General features: G+C 67.5%; 23 protein-coding genes and 1 other RNA gene. 12 read left to right on the forward strand and 12 right to left on the reverse strand.

Translation table 11 applies throughout. The features are described from left to right. The first annotated feature begins 149 nt into the window (after window positions 1-149). Window positions 150-1,202 (forward strand): hypothetical protein, encoded by a 1,053-nt coding sequence (locus ACRYJK_RS05630; RefSeq protein ID WP_482666564.1) that lies wholly within the window; start codon window positions 150-152, stop codon window positions 1,200-1,202. Between the two features lie 45 nt (window positions 1,203-1,247). Here the strand turns inward: ACRYJK_RS05630 and ACRYJK_RS05635 are convergent, their stop codons facing one another. Both ACRYJK_RS05635 and pspF read right to left on the reverse strand, forming a co-directional pair. Next, window positions 1,248-1,874: a superoxide dismutase gene (locus ACRYJK_RS05635; protein WP_482666565.1), complete on the reverse strand. Its 627-nt coding sequence runs from the start codon at window positions 1,872-1,874 to the stop codon at window positions 1,248-1,250. Window positions 1,875-1,977: 103 nt separating this feature from the next. Continuing rightward, a complete protein-coding gene (gene pspF / locus ACRYJK_RS05640) occupies window positions 1,978-3,009 on the reverse strand; it encodes a phage shock protein operon transcriptional activator (RefSeq protein ID WP_482666566.1) in 1,032 nt (343 codons plus the stop codon). 425 nt (window positions 3,010-3,434) lie between these two features. Here pspF and pspA point away from each other — a divergent pair, with 425 nt between their 5' ends. From pspA to ACRYJK_RS05675, 7 genes are read left to right on the forward strand one after another with little or no spacing between them, the layout of a single operon-like run. Beyond that, complete coding sequence (pspA, locus tag ACRYJK_RS05645; protein ID WP_482666567.1) at window positions 3,435-4,100, forward strand: phage shock protein PspA; 666 nt, start codon at window positions 3,435-3,437, stop codon at window positions 4,098-4,100. A gap of 5 nt (window positions 4,101-4,105) precedes the next feature. After that, window positions 4,106-4,477 carry an envelope stress response membrane protein PspB gene (gene pspB / locus ACRYJK_RS05650; RefSeq protein ID WP_482666568.1) on the forward strand — a complete coding sequence of 124 codons (372 nt, stop codon included), beginning with the start codon at window positions 4,106-4,108 and terminating at the stop codon, window positions 4,475-4,477. Window position 4,478: 1 nt separating this feature from the next. After that, the gene (gene pspC / locus ACRYJK_RS05655) at window positions 4,479-4,910 is read left to right on the forward strand and encodes an envelope stress response membrane protein PspC (RefSeq protein WP_482666569.1); all 432 of its coding nucleotides are present in this window, start codon (window positions 4,479-4,481) and stop codon (window positions 4,908-4,910) included. A 27-nt stretch (window positions 4,911-4,937) separates the two neighbouring features. After that, window positions 4,938-5,285 carry a hypothetical protein gene (locus ACRYJK_RS05660; RefSeq protein WP_482666570.1) on the forward strand — a complete coding sequence of 116 codons (348 nt, stop codon included), beginning with the start codon at window positions 4,938-4,940 and terminating at the stop codon, window positions 5,283-5,285. 2 nt (window positions 5,286-5,287) lie between these two features. Then, window positions 5,288-5,515, forward strand: coding sequence for a hypothetical protein (locus tag ACRYJK_RS05665; protein ID WP_482666571.1), 228 nt, complete (start codon window positions 5,288-5,290; stop codon window positions 5,513-5,515). Further along, entirely contained in the window at window positions 5,512-5,697 is a 186-nt protein-coding gene (locus ACRYJK_RS05670) for a hypothetical protein (protein WP_482666572.1), read from the forward strand. Before ACRYJK_RS05665 ends, ACRYJK_RS05670 begins: the two co-directional genes overlap by 4 nt. Before the next feature lie 31 nt (window positions 5,698-5,728). Then, the gene (locus tag ACRYJK_RS05675) at window positions 5,729-6,142 is read left to right on the forward strand and encodes a SufE family protein (RefSeq protein WP_482666573.1); all 414 of its coding nucleotides are present in this window, start codon (window positions 5,729-5,731) and stop codon (window positions 6,140-6,142) included. 5 nt (window positions 6,143-6,147) lie between these two features. On the opposite strand, the gene ACRYJK_RS05680 is transcribed toward ACRYJK_RS05675, so the two are convergent. From ACRYJK_RS05680 to recA, 7 genes are all read right to left on the reverse strand, one after another. Beyond that, window positions 6,148-6,681 (reverse strand): J domain-containing protein, encoded by a 534-nt coding sequence (locus tag ACRYJK_RS05680; protein WP_482666574.1) that lies wholly within the window; start codon window positions 6,679-6,681, stop codon window positions 6,148-6,150. Between the two features lie 81 nt (window positions 6,682-6,762). Then, window positions 6,763-7,189, reverse strand: an RNA gene (gene rnpB, locus ACRYJK_RS05685) — RNase P RNA component class A. Between the two features lie 27 nt (window positions 7,190-7,216). Continuing rightward, window positions 7,217-7,909: an N-acetylmuramoyl-L-alanine amidase gene (locus ACRYJK_RS05690; protein WP_482667406.1), complete on the reverse strand. Its 693-nt coding sequence runs from the start codon at window positions 7,907-7,909 to the stop codon at window positions 7,217-7,219. Between the two features lie 58 nt (window positions 7,910-7,967). After that, on the reverse strand, window positions 7,968-10,640 hold the full coding sequence (gene alaS / locus ACRYJK_RS05695; RefSeq protein ID WP_482666575.1) for an alanine--tRNA ligase: 2,673 nt from the start codon (window positions 10,638-10,640) through the stop codon (window positions 7,968-7,970). 203 nt (window positions 10,641-10,843) lie between these two features. Then, on the reverse strand, window positions 10,844-11,704 hold the full coding sequence (locus tag ACRYJK_RS05700) for a class I SAM-dependent methyltransferase (protein WP_482666576.1): 861 nt from the start codon (window positions 11,702-11,704) through the stop codon (window positions 10,844-10,846). Beyond that, window positions 11,701-12,108, reverse strand: a complete 408-nt coding sequence (locus tag ACRYJK_RS05705) for a VOC family protein (protein ID WP_482666577.1) — start codon at window positions 12,106-12,108, stop codon at window positions 11,701-11,703. The genes ACRYJK_RS05700 and ACRYJK_RS05705 overlap by 4 nt, the downstream gene beginning before the upstream one ends. Then, window positions 12,101-13,180, reverse strand: coding sequence for a recombinase RecA (recA, locus tag ACRYJK_RS05710; protein WP_482666578.1), 1,080 nt, complete (start codon window positions 13,178-13,180; stop codon window positions 12,101-12,103). The genes ACRYJK_RS05705 and recA overlap by 8 nt, the downstream gene beginning before the upstream one ends. A gap of 156 nt (window positions 13,181-13,336) precedes the next feature. Between recA and ACRYJK_RS05715 the strand changes: the two genes are divergently transcribed. From ACRYJK_RS05715 to ACRYJK_RS05730, 4 genes are read left to right on the forward strand one after another with little or no spacing between them, the layout of a single operon-like run. Then, window positions 13,337-15,631, forward strand: a complete 2,295-nt coding sequence (locus tag ACRYJK_RS05715; protein ID WP_482666579.1) for an ATP-dependent helicase — start codon at window positions 13,337-13,339, stop codon at window positions 15,629-15,631. A 25-nt stretch (window positions 15,632-15,656) separates the two neighbouring features. Next, window positions 15,657-16,925, forward strand: coding sequence for an MFS transporter (locus tag ACRYJK_RS05720; protein WP_482666580.1), 1,269 nt, complete (start codon window positions 15,657-15,659; stop codon window positions 16,923-16,925). A 23-nt stretch (window positions 16,926-16,948) separates the two neighbouring features. Then, a complete protein-coding gene (gene cysK, locus ACRYJK_RS05725) occupies window positions 16,949-17,875 on the forward strand; it encodes a cysteine synthase A (RefSeq protein ID WP_482666581.1) in 927 nt (308 codons plus the stop codon). Between the two features lie 18 nt (window positions 17,876-17,893). Next, entirely contained in the window at window positions 17,894-19,051 is a 1,158-nt protein-coding gene (locus ACRYJK_RS05730; RefSeq protein ID WP_482666582.1) for a cell wall hydrolase, read from the forward strand. Here the strand turns inward: ACRYJK_RS05730 and ACRYJK_RS05735 are convergent. From ACRYJK_RS05735 to rph, 3 genes are all read right to left on the reverse strand, one after another. Beyond that, the gene (locus ACRYJK_RS05735; RefSeq protein WP_482666583.1) at window positions 19,048-20,616 is read right to left on the reverse strand and encodes a phospholipase D-like domain-containing protein; all 1,569 of its coding nucleotides are present in this window, start codon (window positions 20,614-20,616) and stop codon (window positions 19,048-19,050) included. The two genes, ACRYJK_RS05730 and ACRYJK_RS05735, sit on opposite strands and share 4 nt — an antisense overlap. A 94-nt stretch (window positions 20,617-20,710) precedes the next feature. Beyond that, window positions 20,711-21,340, reverse strand: a complete 630-nt coding sequence (rdgB, locus tag ACRYJK_RS05740) for an RdgB/HAM1 family non-canonical purine NTP pyrophosphatase (RefSeq protein ID WP_482666584.1) — start codon at window positions 21,338-21,340, stop codon at window positions 20,711-20,713. Between the two features lie 2 nt (window positions 21,341-21,342). After that, a complete protein-coding gene (gene rph / locus ACRYJK_RS05745; protein WP_482666585.1) occupies window positions 21,343-22,059 on the reverse strand; it encodes a ribonuclease PH in 717 nt (238 codons plus the stop codon). Between the last annotated feature and the right edge of the window lie 26 nt (window positions 22,060-22,085).

Here is a 22,085-nt window from a genome sequence, read left to right on the forward strand (position 1 = left end):
TCTCCATTCATGACGAGAGGAAAACTATCTCCTCGGAAATTGGGGGAGCTAATATGTTTTCGACCGCGACACTCATCGGGCTGGCACTTGCACCGGTAGCTCAGACGCCACCTGTTGCGCCAACCGCGTCAGCGACCCCAGGCGAGACGGTGACAATCGAACCCGTCCGCGCGCCAGCCGACCGGGCCGAAGCCCTGCGCATCGAGGCGGAGTTGCTGCAACGGGTTCATCGACATCCGTCCGTGCCCCGCTACCAGTCGGTGGTCGACAGCTTCACCTTGCCGACCGACCTTCCCGCGGTCGCGCTGACGCCCGGCGGGCCGAGCGGGCTGGACGGGGTCGAACGCTGGCGCATGGAGATTGCGCCCGGCGTAGCGTTCCACCTCTATACCGATGCGGTCGGAACCGCTGCCGCCCCGCGCTTTGCGCCGGTGATCGCCGAAATCGCGCGGCGTGTGGCGCAGACCGCGGGCGTGCCGGTGACGAGCGTCAGATGGGATGACCTCATTCTCGTCGGGAGCCAGGAGACGGCGCAGAGGATCGCGCGAAGCGGCAAAGGCAAATGGCCGATCGTGCTCAATGCGGACGGGACGATCGGCATCAACACCATCACTGCGCTGACCGGGCTGGTCCCGCACGAGCTTGCGCACCGGGCGAACCCGACCACGCAGCTCGTCAACGGCGCCCCCCAGCCGCGCACGCCGCTTTGGTTCGGCGAAGGTCATGCGGACTGGATCGAGGGGGTCGTCGCCGCGAGCTTCCCGGAATTCGCCCTGGCCCGCCGCTACAGCGAAACCGCGGAGCGATTGTCCTACGGCGCCGTCTACCAGCACGTCGATGTCGGCAATTTCCGGCGCGGCCGCCCGACGGACGCGGCCATCCAGCGGCAGGTCTCCGCCGAAGAATTCGCGGAGTATAAGCGCGCCGGACGACTTCCGCCCCGGCAATACACGTTCAGCCCTGCAGAACTCGACCAGAGCAATTTCACCGGAGCGCATTACTTCGGCGCCGGGTCGGTGTTTCGGTTTGTCGAGCGGCGCGCGGGGCGCGCGGCGGCCATGCGATGGATCGCGGCGCTGGCGGCCATGGAAGGACCGCTCACGACCGAGCGCATCGTCGCAGCGGCCGAACGTGAAGCGGGCGTCGACATTCGCCCGCTGCTTCAGCCAGGCTACGACCACCGCACCGTCGACGCCGCCTGAACATCCAGCCCGTCCGCCGCGGGCTGCGGCGGACGGGCCAGTCGCTCAGCCGCGCTGATCGGCGCAGGCGGTCGCGTCGCGGTCGAGGTTTTGCGCGACGAATTCCCAGTTGATCGCCTTTTGCAGCAGCGCGTCGAGGTAGCCGGGGCGCGCGTTGCGATAGTCGATGTAATAGGCGTGCTCCCACACGTCGATCGTCAGCAGCGGCCTCATGCCGTCATAGACCACCGGCGTGTCGGCATCGTGCAGCGACGTGATCTTCAGCTTGCCGCCGTCGTGCACCAGCCACGCCCAGCCGCTCGCGAAATGGCCGACCGCCTCTTTCTTGAGCGCGTCGAGCATGGTCGCAGTGTCGCCCCAACCGTCGTTGATCAGCTGCGCGAGCTGACCAGTAGGCTGCTGCTGTTCGGGGCTGAGGCACTGCCAGTAAAAGCTGTGGTTCCAGATCTGCGCGGACTGGTTGAACAGCCCTTTGTCGCCGCCGGCGTGCGCGGACTTGATCACTTCGACCAGGCTGGCACCCGACAGGTCGCTCTTGGCGGCGACCAACTCGTTGGTCTTGTCGACATAGGCCTTGTGGTGCTTGCCGTGGTGGTAGTCGAAGGTTTCGGCCGAAAGCGTGTCGCCAAAGGCATCCTTGGCGTAAGGGAGATCGGGCAGGCGGAAGGTCATCTCTCGGCTCCTTGATTGTGGCTCGCTTGGCCAACGCGCGAACTGCCAAGGCGATGCGACAGCAGCGTGTCGGGGGCAAGGGGGGCCACGGGGGGCAGCCGACTCAGCCGGCCAAGCCGTGCTTCTTGAGTGCGTGGCGGAGTTGGTCGTAGGTCAGACCGAGCGCTGCGGCGGTGGCACGCTGATTGTAGCGGCAGCGCGCATAGGCTGCCTCCAGCAACCGCTTTTCGTAGGCGTCGACCGTCGCGCGCAGGTCGGTCACCGGGCCATCTTCCGCTGGCGGCGCGGTTACCGGCGCCTGCGCCGGAGCGGTGCTCACGGTCGGGCTGGTCGTCGCCGCCGATGCCGCACGTGGCGCCCAGTCGCTGGCGAAGGGATCGAGGACGATCGTGTCGACCGGCTTGCCGGCCTGCCCCCAGCGATAGACCGATCGTTCGACCGCGTTGCGCAATTCGCGGACGTTGCCGGGCCAGTCGTGCCCCTGAAGCAGCCCGCGCGCGCGGTCGCTCCAGCCGGGCCAGCTCTCCCACCCAAGCTCCGCTGCCATGCGCTGGCCGAAATGGTCGGCCAGGACCATGACATCGCCCTCTCGCACGCGCAGCGGCGGGAGCGTGATGACCTCGAACGAAAGCCGGTCGAGCAGGTCGGCGCGGAACCGGCCCTGATCGACCATCGTCGGCAGATGTTCGTTGGTTGCGGCGACGATACGTACGTCCACCCGCAACGCCTTGGTCGCGCCGATGCGAGTCACCTCGCCATATTCGACGGCGCGCAGCAGTCGTTCCTGAGCCCCGTTGGAGAGGGTGGCGAGTTCATCAAGGAACAGCGTCCCGCCGTCCGCTTCCTCGAACCGGCCGGGCCGGGCCCGGGTTGCGCCGGTGAAGGCACCCGCTTCGTGACCGAACAGCTCCGCCTCGATCAGCGTCTCCGGCAGCGCCGCGCAATTCATGGTGATCAGCGGACCTGCCCAGCGGGGGCTGTGACGGTGCAAACGTTCGGCGATGAGCTCCTTGCCGGTGCCGCGTTCGCCGATGACCAGCACCGGCCGTGTCAGCTCGGCGGCCGCCAGCGCGCGCTCGACGCTGTCGAGAAAGGCGGAGGATTGTCCGACAAAGCGGGGGCTTTCGCGCTGCATACGGCGTGGTGGCGCAAATTCCCACCCGTTGGCAAGACAGCCCAATCGTGATGAGGTCGCCGACCCAAGTTTTGGCTCGCATTGGCACTTGGCACGCTCGTTGAATTGTAGCGGGCATGTTCGGTCACAACCACGAAAGCCGTCATGTTCCGACGAACCTCCTCCCGGCTCTGGCCGGTGGTCCTGCTACTGGCGCTCGTCGCGCTGATGCGGACGCCGGTGCCGGACAGCTGGATCGCATCGTCGGACGCCTTCGCGCCGTGGCCACCCCATTCTCAGTTCGCTCGGGACTCCAGACCCGGGCGTCCGACGGCGCCGGAGCAATATCCTTCCCTGCCGCGCTCCGGCGCCGTCCCCTTTTTTCCGATTTGACCCCTTCGCCGGACGCGGTGAAGGTCCTTTGCGCGCGCTTTGAGGACATATTGATGGGCATATTCTCCCGCACTCGCGACATCATCGCGGCCAATTTCACCGACCTGCTCGACCGCTCGGAAGATCCGGCGAAGACGATCCGCGTCATCATCTTCGAGATGGAGGAAACGCTGGTGGAAGTGCGCGCGTCGGCCGCGCGGACGATCGCAGATAGCAAGGAACTGCGTCGCCACATCGCGAAGCTGGCGGAGATGCGTGACGGCTGGAACGAAAAGGCCGAGCTCGCCCTCTCGCGCGACCGCGAAGACCTCGCGCGCGCTGCGCTCGCCGAGCGCAAGAAGGCGAGCGAGATGATCGAGCGGCTCGAAGCCGAATGCGCGCTGCATGACCAGACGCTGGCCGGATATGAGGGCGACATCGCCAAACTGCAGACCAAGCTGCGCGAAGCGCGCAGCCGACAGGCGAACGTGTCGACCCGCCTCGAAAGCGCGGAGAACCGCTTTCGCCTGCGGGAAATGACGCATGGCGAGCGCACCGCTGACGCGCTGAGCCGCTTCGACGAGCTCGAACGCCGCGTCGACTGGGCGGAGGGCCGCGCCGACGCCGCGCTGATGGGCGCGCCGCGCAGCCTGGAAGATGAATTCACCGAATTGCGGGCCACCGACGAACTCGACGACGAGCTCGCGGCGATGAAAGCGCGACTGAACAAGGGGAGCTGAGGGTCATGGACGACATCATCGGGATTATTGGGGGGCTGCTGCTCGGTGCCGCGTTCCTGATCGGCCTGCCGTGGATGATCCTCCACTATATCACCAAGTGGAAAAGCGCGCAGACGCTGCCGGTCGAGGACGAGAATCTGCTCGAGGAGCTTTACGACCTCGCACGGCGCCTCGAGGATCGGGTGCACACCGTCGAACGGATCATTGCCGCGGACAACCCGGACTGGCGCCCAATGCTCGCCGACCGTCGCGGACGCGATGCACTGCCGGGGCCGGACGAGGCGGACGACATGCGCCCCCGCCGCCGCCGCCCCGAAGACTTCGACGATGAACTGGGTCGCCTGAGCACACGGCGCTCCAGCGAAAGGAGCCGCTGACATGACGCGCCGTCGCCAACCCAAATCCCTGGCGGAGTGGACCGATGCGCCCCGACGCCAAGCCCGCCGCACGACCTTCTACCGGGACAAGGTCAACGGCAAGGTTGCGGGCGTCTGCGCAGGGCTCGCCGACTATACCGGGGTCGACGCGCTGTGGATCCGCGTCGGGCTGGTGGCGCTGGTCCTCGCGGGGTCCGGCCTCCCCCTCCTCGCCTACATACTCATCGCCATCATGGCCCCGGTGCGGCCGGTCGGACTTTATGAGGACGAGGACGAGCAGCGGTTCTGGCAGGGGGTGCGCGCCAATCCGCGTCGCTCCGCTCGCGACGTCCGTGCCAGTTTCCGCGAACTCGATCGCCGCCTCGCCGACATCGAACTGATGTACACCAGCAAGAACCACCGGCTCGAAGCCGAGATCGAAAAGCTCCGCTAAGCGCCGAGTAACGAGAAGGTTTTCGCCATGAACCTGACCGTCATCCTGTTCTTCATGATCGTCGTCGGCATCCCGGTGATCGTCAGCTACTTCAACGACCGCCACAAACGCGAAATGCGCCTGCGCGAACGCGAGATCGAGGTGCTCGGCACGCAAACCGCGGAAAAGGCCGCGCAATATGCGGCGCACACCGAACAGCTCGAACAGCGAGTCCGAGTGCTCGAACGTATCCTGACCGACCGCGGCTTCGGCCTCGCGCAGGAGATCGAGGCGCTGCGCGGCCCGGAGCGCCCGCTGTCGGGGGCACTGCCCACCGACCGCGGCGTGCCTCTGCCGCGGTTCACCAACCGCCAACCCGTCGCTGAAGGAGAGTGACGATGATCGACCCGACCATCACGCTGAGCATTGCGCTGAGCCTGCTCGCGACCACCGCCATCGTCGCACTGGCGGGCCTCAAGGCATGGCACGGCTGGCTGGACCTGCGTCGCGCCGAGCTCGACCGTCGGGCGAGCCCGCGCGGGGACGCCGGGTCGCGCATCGACCTGTCCGACCTGCGCGAACGGGTGCGCAAGCTGGAAGCGATCGCCGCCGGGGTCGACTTGTGACGCGCGAAGTCATGATCCGCGAGCGCGTCACCGAGGCGGGTATCGGCCTTGGCAGCGCCATTGCGGTGGCGATTTCGTGGAGCCTGCACAAATCGATCGTCTGGGCCGCGGTGCATGGTGTGCTGTCGTGGCTCTACGTCGGCTACTATGCCCTCACCCGACCCGGCGGCCTTTCCGGCTGACGCACGCGTTGCGGACCGCTAGGGAGCGGACATGCTCCCTCCCCTCTCCGCCATCGCCGACGATTATGAGATGCTCGACGCCGATGATCGCTACCGTCTGCTGATCGACCTCGGCCGCGCACTCGAAGATATGCCCGATGCGCTCAAGACCGACGCGACGCTGGTGCGGGGCTGTTCGGCAAGCGTCTGGCTCTACCCCACGCGAGTCCCCGACGGAACGCTGCATTTCCTCGCCGACAGCAATGCCGCGATCACCAAGGGGATCGTCGCCTTGGTGCTGGCAGCAGTGCAGGACCAGCGGCCGGAGGCAATCGGCGCGATGGACATCCCTGCGGCGCTGGCACCGTTCGATCTGTCGAACCAGCTCAGCTCGAACCGGACCCAGGGCGTGCCCAACATGATCGCGCTGATCAAGGATTCCGCCGCCCGCGCCGCTGCCGCCTGATCGGCTCAGCCCTTCCAGCTTTTCCGTTCGTCAGCCAGGCGCAGGATCTCGAACGCCGCCTGCCCGGCATGAAAGCGCTTTGCGGCTTCGGGATCGTCGGGACGCACATCGGGGTGCGTCTCCTTGGCGAGCGCCCGCCAGGCCTTCCGCACCGCGTCGAAGTCGCAGTCGGGTGGCAGGTCGAACAGGTCGAGCGCGCGCATCTCGTCGGCGCTGCGCCCTTCATCCCCGCGCGCCGCCCATTGCTGATGCTTGGACGTGGCAAAGCCCGCTGCCGTCCGACGCTCGTCCGCCTCGCGCGCTGCCGCCTCCTCCGCCGACAGTCCTTCGAAATAGTCCCAGCCGCGGTTATATTCCGCCGCGTGCGGCTGACAGAACATCCACCGTTCTGGACTGTTGGGCGCCTTGGGCGCGGGGCAGGTGGCGGGCTCGGTGCAGCCGTGCCGGTCGCAAAGGCGTACCTCGGTCGCGGCGCGGGAGCCCTCATAGGGCCGCCAGCGGGGGAAACCCCAATCGTCCTTGCGTGTCGCTCGTGCCATCGGACCCATGTAGCGCGGGAAACCCGCGCGTCCAACGTCGCAGAAATCGAGCCTGCCTTCAGATCGACTGCAGGCGCGAAAATTGCCAGAGGGCCTGTAAGCCGGGTTCTGTCCGCACGCCGGTTCCCGTGAGGGCTTCGCGCGCGGGGCGACCATTCCTCTAGGCGCGCCGTTGCCGACGCGCTCCAGCAGCCAACCCGGACGACATGGGCGGCAACCCCGCCCGCGCCGCGCCCCTTGCGAGGCAACGACGCACGCCATCCCTATTCGGCCTTGCTCCCGGTGGGGTTTGCCGAGCCGCTTCGGTTGCCCGTCGCGCGGTGCGCTCTTACCGCACCCTTTCAGCCTTGCCTGTGCGGGAGAGCGAACTCTCGCGCCATCGGCGGTCTGCTCTCTGTGGCACTGTCCCTAGGGTCACCCCCGCCGGGCGTTACCCGGCACCGCGATTGCATGGAGCCCGGACTTTCCTCCCGCGGGCGAACCCGCCGGCGGCCGCCCGGCCCTCTGGCGGGAGCGCGTATAGCACAAAGCCTGATTATTGCGAGGCGGTGCCGCCCTCCGGCTGCGGCAGCAGCAGGCCGAGCAGGGTCGCGCGGGTTTCGCCGTCGATGGTACCGTCGAACAGTTCCGGCCGGAAGCGGCGCTGAAACGCCACCGTCGCCGCAAGGGGGTCGGTGATGTCGTAACCGAAGCGTTCGAGCGCGAGGAGGAAGCCCGCGTCGCTCCACATCGGGTCGGTCAGCCGCTGGCGCGGGCGCGGCAGGGCGAGGCGGCGCTTCGCCAGCTCCTCCCACGGGAACAGCTCGCCCGGGTCCTGCTTGCGGGTCGGCGCGATGTCCGAATGGCCGACGATGTTGCCGCGTGTGACGCCGTAGCGCGCCTTGATGTCGTAAACGAGCCGCATGACGCTCGCCATCTGCTCATGCGGGAAAGGCCGGTAGCCGAATTCGTGCCCCGGATTGACGATCTCGATCCCGACGCTGGCGCTGTTGACGTCGGTCACGCCGCGCCAATAGCTGCGCCCGGCGTGCCAGGCGCGCTTGACCTCATCGACCATGTGCACGACCTGGCCGTCTTCGGCGACGACATAGTGGGAACTGACGCCTGATTCCGGATTGGCGAGCCAGTCGATCGCGCTCGCCGCATCGGCCATGCCGGTATAGTGCAGCACGATGATCGAGACCGGCGTGCGCCGCTCGTCGAAATTGGGCGAATAGCGCTGGATCAACTGTTGCACAGGCGACGGGATGGCACCGCCCTCGCCGCCACGCAAGCGCCAGCGCGCCTCAGCCGGCGATCGCCTGACGGATCGCGGCGATGGCCGCATCCGCCGACGCGCCATCGGGCCCACCGCCCTGCGCCATCGTCGGCCGCCCGCCGCCGCCCTTGCCGCCGAGCGCCGCCACGGCCGCCTGCACCAGCGTCACCGCGCTGATCCGATCGCTGACGTCATCGCTCACAGCCACTGCTACCGAGGCACGGCCGTCGTTGACCGCCACCAGTGCCGCGACGCCGCTGTCCAGTTGCGACTTGAAGCTTTCGACCGCGCCGCGCAGCTCCTTGGGGTCAAGCCCCTCGACGCTGCGCGCAAGGAAGTTGACGCCCGCGATCGTCTCCACCGCTGACGACCCGGCGCTGCCGTCCGATGCCCCGCCGCCCAGCGCCAGCTTGCGCTTGGCGTCGGCGAGCTCGCGCTCGGCCTTGCGTAGCGCGTCGGTCAGCGCCGCCACACGCGCGGGCACGTCGTCGGGCGAGGTTTTGAGGCTCGCCGCCGCCGCCTTCAGCGCATCCTCGCGCTGCGTCAGATAGGCACGCGCCGCTTCGCCGGTCAGCGCCTCGATCCGGCGGACACCGCTCGCGACCGCGCCTTCGCTGACGATCTTGAACAGCGCGATGTCCCCCAGCGCGCGCACATGCGTGCCCCCGCACAGTTCGATCGACCAGTTGCGACCGTCGTCGCCGGGGCGACCCATGGAGAGGACCCGCACCTCCTCGCCATATTTCTCACCGAAAAGCGCCATCGCGCCCGCGGCGATGGCGTCATCGGGGCTCATCAGCCGCGTGCCGACCTCCACATTTTCGCGGACATGGCGGTTCACCTCGGCTTCGATCGCGGCAATGTCCTCGCTCGAGAGCGCGGCCGGATGCGCGAAATCGAAGCGCAACCGATCCTCGGCGACGAGGCTGCCCTTCTGCGTGACATGCTCGCCCAGCCGGTGACGCAGCGCCGCGTGCAACAGGTGCGTCGCGCTGTGGTTCGCGCGCACCCGGTCGCGCCGCGCCTCGTCTACCTCGAGCGCGATCGCGTCGCCCACCGCCACCCGCCCGATCGCCACCCGCACCTTGTGGGCGTGCAGCTTGCCGAGCGGCTTCGCCGTGTCGTCGACAATCACGTCGATCGACTTGCCCGATCCTGCCGCGGCCGTGATCCGCCCCGCATCGCCAACTTGCCCGCCGCTCTCCCCATAAAAGGGCGTCTGGTTGGCGAGCAGCCAGCCTTCCTCACCCGCCTCAAGGGCCTGAACCTCCGCGCCGTCCTTGACCAGCGCGAGCACCAGCGCTTCGCCCTTCGTATCGGTGTAGCCGATGAACTCGGTCGCGCCGTGCGCCTCGCTGAGAGCGAACCAGACCTCGTCGCTGGCACGCGCGCCCGAGCCCTTCCACGCCGCAGCCGCCGCCGCCTTCTGCACCGCCATCGCCGTGTCATAGCCGGCGCGGTCGACGCCGATGCCACGCACGCGCAGTGCATCTTCGGTCAGGTCGTAAGGGAAACCGTAAGTGTCGTAGAGCTTGAACGCGGTCTCGCCGGGCAGCGTGCCGCCCTCGCCCATGCCGACCGTTGCTTCGTCCAGCAGCCGCAGCCCCTTGCCCAGCGTTTGCCGGAACCGGGTTTCCTCCCGCGCGAGCGTTTCCACCAGCAGCGGCTGCGCGCGGACCAGTTCGGGGTAGGCGACCCCCATCTCCCCCACCAATGTCGGCACGAGCCGGTGAAGCAGCGGCTCGTCCGCGCCCAGCAGATGCGCGTGGCGCATGGCGCGGCGCATGATCCGCCGCAGCACATAGCCGCGACCCTCGTTGGCGGGCAGCACCCCGTCGGCGACGAGGAAACCCGACGAGCGCAGATGGTCGGCGATGACGCGGTGGCTCGCCCGGGCGTCGCCCTCGGCCTCAACCCCGGTCGCCTGCACCGAGGCGGCGATCAGCGCCTTGAACGTGTCGGTGTCGTAATTGTCGTGCACGCCCTGCATCACCGCGGCGATGCGTTCGAGGCCCATGCCGGTATCGATGCTCTGCCGCGGCAGGTCCCGCACGACCTCCCCCGCCGCCTGCTCATACTGCATGAAGACGAGGTTCCAGATCTCGACGAAGCGATCGCCGTCTTCGTCGGGCGAACCCGGCGGGCCGCCCGCGATGTGCGCGCCGTGATCGTAGAAAATCTCGGAGCATGGCCCACACGGACCATCGTCGCCCATCGCCCAGAAATTATCCTTGGTGGCGATGCGGATGATGCGATCGTCGGGGAGGCCTGCCACCTTGCGCCAGAGCGCGGCGGCATCGTCGTCAGTATGATAGACGGTGACCAGCAGCCGGTCCTTGTCGAGCCCCCATTCGCGGGTCAGCAAATCCCACGCCAGCTCGATCGCGCGTTCCTTGAAATAATCGCCGAACGAGAAATTCCCGAGCATTTCAAAAAAGGTGTGATGCCGCGCGGTGTAGCCGACATTGTCGAGGTCGTTATGCTTGCCGCCCGCACGCACACATTTCTGGCTCGACGTCGCGGTCTGATAGGGTCGCGTCTCTAGGCCGGTGAAGACGTTTTTGAACGGCACCATGCCCGCATTGACGAACATCAGCGTGGGATCATTGTTGGGAACGAGCGGCGCGGACGGCTCGACATGATGCCCCGCAGCGGCGAAATGCTCGAGGAAGGAACGGCGGATATCGTTGGTCGACGTCATGCCCGCGCGATAGGCGGCGGCGGCGACGGGAGCAAGATTTGCGGCCGGGCTCCGTCCGGCGCTCGGCCGCGCGAGTTGACGCCAATAGGGAAGTGCGGATCGAATTGGGCAGTCGATTGAGCGCCGAATTCAGCAGCACCGGCCCCGGCGGCCTGGGCGGATCGCCAGAGTGTAGATCCAACCGGCGCGGTAGCGATTCGTCATCAAGCGTTCGCGCGGGCGGAGATGATCCAGATCGCCGCATTGAAGCGGACTTCCTGATCGAAGCGGTGCGCCGCGATGACCTCGCGCATCGCGTCGGTGAAGGCAGCGCGCTCGGCGTCGTCCTCGAACGAAGCGAGCGCACTCGCGGTCGAACCGATCCGCGTGTGAAAGGCGAGCGCATCCGCTTCCGGATCGGTGCCGCCACCGGTGACGAAGGGCACCTTATGCGCGTGGCCTACCACATCGCGCCATCCCGCAGCATTGAGGATGGCGCTGACGCGATTGAGGTTGGCAAAGGCGAAGGGGCCCGGTGCATCATCGGGGCTTGCCGGGCCATCGGGAAGCAACGGCGCGAACGCCTGCGTCCAGCTGTTTTCGCTGCGCGAGCGGAAACAGCTGAACACCAGCTTTGCGCCGGGAGCAGCCCGCCCGCGAAGATGCGCGAACGCCGCGATGGGATCGTCGAAGAACATCACTCCATGCCGCGAGACGATGAGGTCCGGACGCCAGGCCGGGTCCTGCCATCGTGCCGCATCAGCCACCGCGAAGCGGCAGCGCGATACCTCAGCCGCGCGCTCACGGGCCACGTCGATCAGATCGGGGGACAGATCGATGCCCAGCACGTGTGCGTTGTCGAGCCTTTCTGCCAACGACAGCGAAAGCGAACCTGCACCGCAGCCCACATCCAGCAGCTGCAGCGCGTCCCCGACGCGCGGCTTGTCCCTGGGCGCACGATCGAGCAGATCCACAGCAGCGTCGACCAATAGCGACCCGATGCTCGTGAAGGCGCGGTCAGTGCGCCGCCATTCCGCCGCCCACGTCTCCCCGACGCGGCCCTGCCAGTCTGCTGTGGTGGTCATGCCGCGTCTGGGTCGCCGTCATATCGAAACAGCGCGACACGATGGCCGTGCGGCGTCGATGCCTCGAACCGGCGGCCGCCCGGAAAGTCGAACGCGGGCATGGTGATCAGTCCGCCCGCAGCGACGACCGCCCGTTCGGCCCTGTTCAGGTCGGCGACAGCAACGCCGATCAGCGCCGCCGACATCGCGCGCTCCGCAACGTCGGCGGAATCGGCGGCACCCGGTCGGTCGACCGCGACGAGGCCGAGTTCGCAACCGCCGTCATGCGAGCTCGCATAGCCATCGCCGTAGGCGGTGAAGGCCCATTCGAACGCCTGTTCGAAAAACGCGCGCTCGCGCGCGACTTCGGCGACGGGGAGCTCGACATAGCCGAGCCGCCCCGCCACCGCGGCGCCGTCATTCATCGTCGAGCTCGTCCCCGTCGGGCCCGACCATCATTTCCTCCGAGACCTTGTCGGTCTGCGCGCGGATCGCCTTTTCAAGGCGCTCCATCACGTCCGGATGTTCCTTGAGGTAGGTCTTGGCGTTCTCGCGGCCCTGGCCGATGCGGATCGAGTCGTAGCTGAACCAGGCGCCCGACTTCTCGACCAGTCCCGCCTTCACGCCGATGTCGAGGATCTCGCCGACCTTGGACACGCCCTCGCCATACATGATGTCGAACTCAACCTGCTTGAACGGCGGCGCGACCTTGTTCTTGACCACCTTCACGCGCGTCGCGTTGCCGATGATTTCGTCGCGATCCTTGATTTGGCCAGTGCGGCGGATGTCGAGCCGCACGCTGGCGTAGAATTTGAGCGCATTGCCGCCGGTCGTCGTCTCCGGATTGCCGTACATCACGCCGATCTTCATGCGCAGCTGGTTGATGAAGATCACCATGCAGCGCGAGCGGCTGATAGACCCCGTCAGCTTACGCAACGACTGCGACATCAGTCGCGCCTGCAGGCCGACGTGGCTGTCGCCCATCTCGCCCTCGATCTCGGCGCGCGGCACCAGCGCGGCGACCGAGTCCACCACCAGCACGTCGATTGCGTTCGAGCGCACCAGCGTGTCGACGATCTCGAGCGCCTGTTCGCCGGTGTCCGGCTGCGACACGATCAGCTCGTCGATGTCGACGCCCAGTTTCTTGGCATAGACAGGGTCAAGCGCATGTTCGGCATCGACAAAGGCCGCGGTGCCGCCCGCCTTCTGCGCCTCGGCAATCGTGTGCAGCGCGAGCGTGGTCTTGCCCGAACTTTCCGGGCCGTAGATTTCGATGACGCGCCCGCGCGGCAGCCCGCCGACGCCCAGCGCGATGTCGAGCCCGAGCGAGCCGGTCGAAATCGCCTCGACCTGCATCGCCTCTTTCGAGCCCAGTTTCATCGCCGAGCCCTTGCCGAACGCGCGGTCGATTTGCGCCAGAGCCGCGTCCAATGCCCGCTGCCGTTCCGCGCTCTGCGCCATGCCGTCACCTCCAATGAGTTTGAGCTGCGCCGCCATGGCCGCCTCTCCTTTTCGCCTCTAGTGCGTCGCCCGCAGCCCCGCAACGGCGCCGCAACCCGAGCGATGTATCGACTTTGTTCCACCAGAACAAGGGGCGAACTTTGCTGGCGCTGAAACTTGCGTGCGGGCACGCGAACGCCTAGCCGCGAGGGCGTGAGCACGCTCCCCGCCCGAACCGACGCCACCCCCGCTGAGGCCGCCGAACCGCCCTACCTGCGCGGCCTCAACCCGCCGCAACGCGAGGCGGTGCTGACGACCGAAGGCCCGGTGCTAGTGCTCGCTGGGGCCGGTACAGGCAAGACCAGCGCGCTAACCGCGCGCATCGCGCACATCATCGCCAGCCGGCGCGCCTACCCCAGTCAGATCCTCGCGCTCACCTTTACCAACAAGGCCGCGCGCGAGATGCGCGAGCGCACCGAACGCATGCTCGGCCCGATGGCGGAGGGGATGGGATGGTTCGGCACATTCCACGCGATCGCCGCCAAGATGCTGCGCCGTCATGCCGAACTGGTCGGACTGCACAGCAATTTCTCGATCCTCGACGTCGATGACCAGTTGCGGGTGATCAAGCAGATTCTCTCTGCGGAGAATGTCGACGACAAACGCTGGCCTGCGCGACAGTTCGCAGGGCTGCTCGACCGCTGGAAGAACCGCGGGCTGACGCCGGACGAGGTGAGCGCCGGCGACGACGACGGCTTCGCCCACGGCAAGGGACAGCGACTTTATACCTTGTATCAGGAGCGGCTGAAGTCGCTCAACGCCTGTGATTTCGGCGATCTGCTGCTGCACATGCTGGTCGTTCTGCGCACCCATCGCGACGTGCTGGAGGAGTATCACCGCCGCTTTCGCTACATCCTTGTCGACGAATATCAGGACACCAACCAGGTCCAGTATCTGCTGCTGCGGCTGCTCGCTCAGGGGCACAAGAATATCGCGGTGGTCGGCGACGACGACCAGTCGATCTATTCATGGCGCGGCGCAGAAGTTGCCAACATCCTGCGGTTCGAAAAGGATTTTCCGGGCGCCAAGGTGATTCGGCTCGAGCAGAATTATCGCTCAACGCCGCACATTCTAGGCGCGGCGTCGGGGCTAATCGCCAACAATGGCGAACGGCTCGGCAAGACGCTTTGGACCGAGGTCGACGCAGGCGAGAAGGTGCGCGTCATCGGCGTGTGGGACGGCCCCGAAGAAGCGCGCCGCGTCGGGGAGGAGATCGAGGGGCTGATGCGCGACGGCGTCTCCCCCGACCATGCCGCGATCCTGGTGCGCGCGAGCTTCCAGACGCGCGAGTTCGAAGAGCGATTCGTCCAGATCGGCCTCCCCTATCGCATCGTCGGCGGCTTTCGCTTCTACGAGCGCGCGGAGATTCGTGACGCTATCGCCTATCTCCGGCTGATCCACCAACCCGCCGACGACCTCGCGTTCGAGCGCATCGTCAACACACCCAAGCGCGGGCTGGGCGACAAGGCGATCGCGGCGGTGCACGGCGTCGCGCGCGATGCGGGCGTCCCTTTGCTCGGTGCGGCGGCGATGATCGCCGATAGCGACGAGGGCACCCCACAGGCCCGCCGGGCGCTCGGAAATTTTGCGCAGAATATCGTCAAGTGGCGCGACGCCGCCGCGGCGATGCGCCATCCCCAGTTGATGCAGCTGGTGCTCGATGAGTCGGGCTACACGATGATGCTGCAGGCGGATCGCAGCGCGGAGGCCGCGGGGCGGCTCGACAACCTCACCGAACTTGTCCGCGCGATGGAGGAGTATGAGACGCTCGAGGCATTCCTCGAGCATGTCAGCCTGGTGATGGACAATGAGGCGGCGGCGGAGGAGCCGAAGGTGACGGTCATGACCGTCCACGCCGCCAAGGGGCTCGAATTCGACCACGTCTTTCTCGCCGGGTGGGAGGATGGTCTCTTCCCCTCACAGCGGGCGCTAGACGAAGGCGGGGCGGCGGCGCTCGAGGAGGAGCGGCGGCTCGGTTATGTTGCGATCACGCGCGCCAAGCGACGCTGCACCATCCTCCACGCCGCCAATCGCCGCGTCTATGGCCAGTGGCAGAGCGCGATCCCTTCGCGCTTCATCGCCGAGCTGCCCGACGATCATGTCGAGAGCGAGACCACCATGTCGGGCGGCGAGTCGCTGTGGCGCGCCAACTGGACGCAGGCGGCGGACCCCTTCGCCGACGTCGCGCGCGGCACCGGGCGCGGGCCGGGCTGGAGCCGCGCCAAGGCGATCGGCTTCGACCCCGCGCCCAAACGCGTCGCAGAGGCGCGCGGCAGCGCGGTCAGCTTCGGCAACCCAGGCCGCAGCGACCTCGCCATCGGCATGCGCGTGTTCCACGACAAGTTCGGCTATGGCACGATCGGCGACATCGAAGGCAACAAGCTCACCATCGATTTCGAATCCGGCTCGACCAAGCGGCTGCTCGACAGCTTCGTGACGCTCGCGTGATGCGCGATACGCTATCGGGCGAGCGATGAGCGACACCGCGGCAGTCGCCCCGCACCCGCTGCGCATCGCGGCCTATCGCCATTATTTGCTGGCGCGCTTTGCCTCGACGATCGCGCTGGCCGGGCTGACGCTGATCATTGGCTGGCAGATGTACCATCTCGCGCGGCTCACCATGTCGGTGAAGGAGGCGACGTTCCTGCTCGGCATGATCGGCGTCGCGCAGTTTGTGCCGCTGTTCCTGCTGACGCCGGTCACCGGACTGGTCGCGGATACGGTCGACCGGCGATGGGTGACGCGAGCAACCACGGCGCTGATGCTGCTCGTGGCGGTGGGGCTGGCGGCAGCCACGCTCACCGACCGGATCAGTATCCCGCTCCTGTTCGCCGCGGCGGTAGCGATGGGGATCGCGCGCGCCTTTTCCGGACCGGCGTTCAGCGCGCTGGCGCCCAATTTGGTGCGGCGCGAGCAGCTGCCGACTGCGATCGGCCTGTCGTCGACGGTATGGCAGGTCGGCACCATCGCCGGCCCGAGCCTCGGCGGTGTGCTCTACGCTGCCCACCACAGCCTCACCTATACCGTCTCAGCCGTGCTCTACGTTATCGCACTGGGGTTGTTGTTTCTGATCCCGAAGGTCCCCCAACCGCCCGCCCAGACCGACCAGCGTCCGCTCGAACGGATGCGCGAGGGGTTTCGCTACGTCCGCACCAACCGGCTGGTGTTCGCGTCGATCACGCTCGACCTGTTCGCAGTGCTGCTCGCCGGCGCGACCGCGCTGCTGCCCGTGTTCGCGCGCGACATCCTGCAGACCGACAGCGCCGGACTCGGCATCCTCGCGGCAAGTATGGGGGTAGGCGCGGCGATCGTGGCGCTGCTGTTCGCCTGGCGGCCGATGAGGCATGACGTCGGCACCAAGATGTTGGCCGCGGTGGGGGTGTTCGGGGTCGCCGTGATCGTTTTTGGCCTCTCGCGCAGTTTCTGGCTGAGTGCCGCTGCGCTCGCGGTCGCCGGGGCGGCGGACATGGTGTCGGTCTACGTCCGCTCCTCGCTGATCCAGCTCCACACCCCGGACGCGATGCGCGGGCGGGTGAGCGCGGTGTCGCAGCTGACGATTTCCGCGTCGAACGAGCTTGGCGAAGCGGAAAGCGGGCTGCTCGGCTCGGTGCTCGGTCCGGTCGCGGCGGTGGTCGTCGGGGGCGTCGGCGCGATCCTCGTCACCGCGCTCTGGGCGTGGCGATACCCGGAGCTCAGGCTTGCAAAGAGCTTTGATCCGCCCGACATGACGCGAGCCGACTGAAGCACTGCCGGAGCCCCGACCCCATGAAAGCGCAATCGATCCTCGCCACGATCGGCAACACGCCGCACGTGCGCATCAACCGCCTGTTCGCCGATACCGGGCACGAAGTGTGGGTGAAGTGCGAGCGGGCCAATCCGGGCGGATCGATCAAGGATCGCATCGCGCTATCGATGGTCGAGGCGGCGGAGGCGGACGGGCGGCTGCGTGCCGGCGGCACGATCGTCGAACCGACCAGCGGCAACACCGGCATCGGTCTCGCCATGGTGGCAGCGGTCAAGGGCTATGACCTCGTCCTAGTCATGCCCGAATCGATGTCGCTGGAGCGGCGGCGGCTGATGCTTGCTTATGGTGCGCGCTTCGATCTCACGCCGCGCGAAAAGGGCATGAAGGGCGCGATCGAGCGCGCGCAGGAGATCGTTGCGGGCACGCCCGGTGCCTGGATGCCACAGCAGTTCGAGAATGATGCCAATATCGACGTGCACCTGCGCACGACCGCGCAGGAAATTCTCGCCGACTTCGCCGACACGCCCCCCGATGTGCTGATCACCGGCGTCGGCACCGGCGGGCACATCACCGCCTGCGCTCGCGTGCTCAAGGCGCAATGGCCGCAGCTCAAGGTGTTCGCGGTTGAGCCGACGCTGTCGCCGGTCATTTCGGGCGGAGCGCCGGGACCGCACCCGATCCAGGGTATCGGCGCCGGCTTCGTTCCCGCGAACCTCGACACGTCGGCGATCGACGGTGCGATCCAGGTCGAAGCGGAGGCTGCAAAGGAGATGGCCCGGCGTTGCGCTCGCGAAGAGGGCATGCTGGTCGGGATCAGTTCGGGCGCCACGCTTGCGGCCATCGCGCAGAAGCTTGCGGAGCTTCCGGCGGGCAGCCGCGTGCTCGGCTTCAACTACGACACGGGCGAGCGCTACCTGTCGGTCCCTGACTTCCTGCCGGAAGCCTAGGGGCAACGCGGCAAGCTCATGCGGCATCGTCGCTCGCGTCGGGACGCGCCGCTGGGCGTGATCCTGCTGGTGCTGATCGTCGCCCTTGCTGCGGCGATCGGGCCGTTGATGCTGGGCGGCCGTGCGGAACCGGCTGCCCTGCCCCCTCCCGGCGCCGCGCCGCCCCCGGTCGAGCCCGTCACCCTGCTTCCGGTGACACCGCAGGATGCGCGAGCGCTCAATGCCGCGCAGCCCTTTGTCGCGGCGAGCAACCCGCCTGCATCGCCATTCCGCTTTGCCGGCACCATCGAGGATAATGCGCGCGCCACCGACTGCCTGGCCGCCGCCGCTCTTTACGAGGCGGGCGACGACTTCGAAGGTCAGCGCTCAGTCATCCAGGTGGTGCTCAACCGCGTGCGACATCCGGCCTACCCCAACACCGTCTGCGGTGTTGTGTTTCAGGGGTCCGAGCGGTCGACGGGCTGCCAATTCACCTTCACTTGTGATGGAGCGCTGAACCGGCGCTATTCATCTGCCGCGTGGGAGCGTGCGCGCGGCAATGCGATCGCCGCGCTCTATGGCTCGGTCGATCCGAGCGTAGGACTGGCGACTCACTATCACACCGACTGGGTGCGTCCGGTCTGGAGCGGTTCGCTCGACAAGGTGGCGCAGGTCGGCACGCACCTATTCTTCCGCTGGCCCGGCTGGTGGGGCAGCGCGCGCGTGATGCGACGAAGCGGTGGGGCGGGTGAACCGGCCATCGGCAAACTCGCAGGGCTGTCGCCGTTCCACGCGGCGGCAACCGGGATCTACCCGAACGTCGCCGTGGCCGCGTCCGATGCCGGCGCCGCTAGCGAGGCCGAGCTCGCAGCGGTCGCTAAGGGCCCGGTGCGTCAGACCATCGTCGCCGCGGCGCCCTTCGAGCTTGGCGACACGATCATCCTGACGCTCGGGCCGCGCGCGCCCGAGACCTTCCCCGCACTGGCCGAGCAGGCCTGCGGCGGACGCGAATATTGCAAGGTCATGGGTTGGTCGGATCCCGCCAACGTGCCGACGGGCGGGGCGATCGGCGATGCGGCGCGCGCGGCGATGAGCTTTTCTTACCTGCGCAACCGGGCGAGCGGCCTCGAACGCGCGCTCTGGAATTGCACTCAGTTCCCGCGCGACCAGCGCCAGCAGTGCATGCGCCGGGGCTAGCTGCGCTCGCGCTGCTTCGCCAGCCGCTCCAGGCGGCGGGCGCGGCGCACCCGCAGCGCGCGGCGGCCCTGCTGCCACCCCTTCCACAACCCACGCCGGTTCCATGGTTCGAGGAAGCCGTCGGCCGCGTCGGGGTCCAGCAACTCATTGTCCGCGATGAAGCGGTCGAAGCGACCGGGCGGGGTCAGATCCAGCAGTTCGAGGCGACGGCGGCCGGGCGCAGTCATGGCTTCGATCGCGCCGATCAGCGATCCGCCCGCCGCCTCGATTGCTTGGGCCATCTCCTCCGGGCTGACGCCGCAATGTTCGGCCATCAGCTTCCCACGAACGCCGGCGATTGCCGGGATCGTATCGCGATTGGCGGGCAGCGCGGCGTCGATCGCGATGTCGCATTCGCTATCCAACCCGAGCGAACGGTTGTTGAGGTTGGCCGAGCCGACGCGCAGGAAGCGATCATCAACGATCGACACCTTGGCATGGACGTAGATGTCCTGGCCCCCCGCGGTGACAGGCACATAGATGCGAAAGCGGTTGAGCCGATCGACCCGGCCGATCGCGCGGGCTAGGCGGACCCGGGCGGCATCCATCGCGCGCTGTTCGAGCCAGCCGTCCGCGGTGCGCGGCATGACGAGGACGATCTCCGGTGGATCATCCTCCCGCATCCGCGCCGCGATGCCAGCGGCGATCTTGCCGGCGGTGAAATACTGGTTTTCAATATAGATGAACCGCCGTGCCGCAGCGATCATGTCGAGAAACAGCGCTTCGACCTCGCGCACTTCGGTCCGGTTGCCATAGGCGGGCCGCGTGCGGGCGACGGCCACGTCCACCTCTTCGAACGAGAGGGCGAGGTCGTCCGGCCAATGCTCCGGGCAGGTTTCGATGGCGCCCAGTTCCTCACCCGTCGCGTCCTGCCAGCGGTCGCGCCCCAGTTCGGCGAGGCGGCCTGCAACCGGACCGTCGAGGACCATCGTCACATCGTGCCAGGGCGCATAGGTTTTGCCGCTTGGCAGGCGTCGCCGAGGCTCATCGTCGGCATGCTCGCATCGGTCCCAGCGCGCGCCGGAGATATCGATCCCGCCGCACACGGCGAGGCAGTCGTCGATCACCACCACCTTTTGATGGTGGCTGCTGCCCACCGGGTGGGCGCTGTCATAGCGGTAGCGGATCGCCGGAGCGACCTTCCACCGTGACAGCCACATCAGCGCCGACGGTCGGAGGAACTGGCGCATGGCGGCGAAGCTCCACTTCAGGATGTCGATTTCCCGGCGCGGATTGCGCTTGGCCAGGCGCAGCATGAACGCGCCGAGCGTTTCGCCCTTGCCCCGCTCGTCGGGCTCAAGCGGAATGCGAACGTCGAAATCCCAGCCGATGATGAGAATGCGTTTCTCGGCCGCCAGCATCATCTCGCGAACGAAATGATAATAGTCGGCCGCGTCGATCACGACAGACGCACGCGCGCTGCGTGCAATCGTCCAGCAGTTCCGCTCCGCCTCTACGATCGGCAGCAACATCGGGCCGGCATCGTCAATTCGGCTTGCTTCCATGTCCGATGCCGCCCCGGCCACGCCCCCCTCAGGCCCGTGATCCAAACACCCGCTCCCCAATGATCGCAGTTTGCGCTCTACCCAATGGCGGAGCTTTCGCGCAACGTCCGGCCCGTCAGTCGACAGGCATCGCACTTCCGACAAGCTTGGCGAAGGCACGGGCGCGGTGACTGATGGCGTGCTTCGCGTCGGGGTCCAGTTCTCCAAAGCTTTCCTCGCGGCCCATGGGGACGAACACCGGATCGTATCCGAAGCCGTTGTGCCCACGTGGCGGCCAGGTCAGCGTGCCGTCGACACGACCCTCGAACAGCGCCTCCGCCCCATCGGGCCAGGCGATGGCGAGGGTGCAGACGAACTGCGCGGAGCGATCGACCTCCGGCCCCTGCGCCGCGAGCAGGCCTTCGACCTTGCCCATGGCGAGATACCAGTCGCGCCCGCCTGGCCCTTCGAAACTTTGCCGTTGCGCCCAGTCGGCTGTGTAAACCCCAGGCCGGCCGCCAAGGGCGGCAACCTCCAGCCCGCTGTCGTCGGCGAGCGCGACCATCCCGCTCGCTCGAGCCGCTGCGTGCGCCTTGATGCGAGCGTTCTGGCGGAAGGTTTCACCATCCTCGATCGGCTCGGGCAGGCCGAGCGACCCGGCGCTGACCGGCACGATGCCATAGGGGCCGAGCAACGCCGAAATCTCGCGCACCTTGCCTTCGTTGTGGCTGGCGATGACAAGCTTGCCGGGATCGAGTCTGCGCATCCTCAGCGCCCCGTCGCCCGGTCCTGCGCCGCAAAGATTTCGCCGCAGCCAATCCTCGCCAGCCGCAGCAGCCGCAGCAGCGCCTCCTCGTCATAGGGCGCGCCCTCCGCAGTCGCCTGAACCTCAGCCAGCCGCCCGTCGCCAAGGAGGACGAAGTTCGCGTCCGCGTCGGCGCTTGAATCCTCGATATAGTCGAGATCGAGCACCGGCACCCCGCCGACGATCCCGCAGCTCACCGCCGCGACCTTGGTGGTGATCGGATCCTCGCTCAGTGCACCCCCCTTGATCAGCCCGTCGATCGCAAGCCGCAGCGCCACCCAGGCGCCGGAGATGGCCGCGGTGCGCGTGCCGCCGTCGGCCTGGATGACGTCGCAATCGAGCGTGATCTGCCGCTCGCCGAGCTTGGCGAGGTCGGTCACGGCGCGCAACGAGCGCCCGATCAGACGCTGGATTTCCTGCGTCCGCCCCGATTGCTTGCCCTTCGCTGCCTCGCGCTGGCCGCGCGTGTGCGTCGCGCGGGGGAGCATGCCATATTCGGCGGTGACCCACCCCTGCCCCTTGCCGCGAAGCCAGGGCGGCAGCCGCTCCTCCACGCTGGCGGTGACCAGCACCTTGGTATCGCCAAAGCCGACCAGCACGCTCCCTTCGGCGTGGCGGGTGAAGCCGGTTTCGATGCTGATTGCGCGCATGGCGTCCGCCGCGCGACCGGAGGGGCGCATGAACTTCTCCTGTGATCTCGAATGGC

It is taken from the genome of Sphingomonas sp. BLHR8 (assembly GCF_056821725.1).

Bases quoted from the DNA above. Each gene is read 5' to 3' on its own strand.
- ACRYJK_RS05635 (WP_482666565.1), bottom strand. From the start codon at position 1,874: ATGACCTTCCGCCTGCCCGATCTCCCTTACGCCAAGGATGCCTTTGGC.
- pspF (WP_482666566.1), bottom strand. From the start codon at position 3,009: ATGCAGCGCGAAAGCCCCCGCTTTGTCGGACAATCCTCCGCCTTTCTC.
- pspA (WP_482666567.1), top strand. From the start codon at position 3,435: ATGGGCATATTCTCCCGCACTCGCGACATCATCGCGGCCAATTTCACC.
- pspB (WP_482666568.1), top strand. From the start codon at position 4,106: ATGGACGACATCATCGGGATTATTGGGGGGCTGCTGCTCGGTGCCGCG.
- pspC (WP_482666569.1), top strand. From the start codon at position 4,479: ATGACGCGCCGTCGCCAACCCAAATCCCTGGCGGAGTGGACCGATGCG.
- ACRYJK_RS05660 (WP_482666570.1), top strand. From the start codon at position 4,938: ATGAACCTGACCGTCATCCTGTTCTTCATGATCGTCGTCGGCATCCCG.
- ACRYJK_RS05665 (WP_482666571.1), top strand. From the start codon at position 5,288: ATGATCGACCCGACCATCACGCTGAGCATTGCGCTGAGCCTGCTCGCG.
- ACRYJK_RS05675 (WP_482666573.1), top strand. From the start codon at position 5,729: ATGCTCCCTCCCCTCTCCGCCATCGCCGACGATTATGAGATGCTCGAC.
- ACRYJK_RS05680 (WP_482666574.1), bottom strand. From the start codon at position 6,681: ATGGCACGAGCGACACGCAAGGACGATTGGGGTTTCCCCCGCTGGCGG.
- alaS (WP_482666575.1), bottom strand. From the start codon at position 10,640: ATGACGTCGACCAACGATATCCGCCGTTCCTTCCTCGAGCATTTCGCC.
- ACRYJK_RS05700 (WP_482666576.1), bottom strand. From the start codon at position 11,704: ATGACCACCACAGCAGACTGGCAGGGCCGCGTCGGGGAGACGTGGGCG.
- ACRYJK_RS05705 (WP_482666577.1), bottom strand. From the start codon at position 12,108: ATGAATGACGGCGCCGCGGTGGCGGGGCGGCTCGGCTATGTCGAGCTC.
- recA (WP_482666578.1), bottom strand. From the start codon at position 13,180: ATGGCGGCGCAGCTCAAACTCATTGGAGGTGACGGCATGGCGCAGAGC.
- ACRYJK_RS05720 (WP_482666580.1), top strand. From the start codon at position 15,657: ATGAGCGACACCGCGGCAGTCGCCCCGCACCCGCTGCGCATCGCGGCC.
- cysK (WP_482666581.1), top strand. From the start codon at position 16,949: ATGAAAGCGCAATCGATCCTCGCCACGATCGGCAACACGCCGCACGTG.
- ACRYJK_RS05730 (WP_482666582.1), top strand. From the start codon at position 17,894: ATGCGGCATCGTCGCTCGCGTCGGGACGCGCCGCTGGGCGTGATCCTG.
- rdgB (WP_482666584.1), bottom strand. From the start codon at position 21,340: ATGCGCAGACTCGATCCCGGCAAGCTTGTCATCGCCAGCCACAACGAA.
- rph (WP_482666585.1), bottom strand. From the start codon at position 22,059: ATGCGCCCCTCCGGTCGCGCGGCGGACGCCATGCGCGCAATCAGCATC.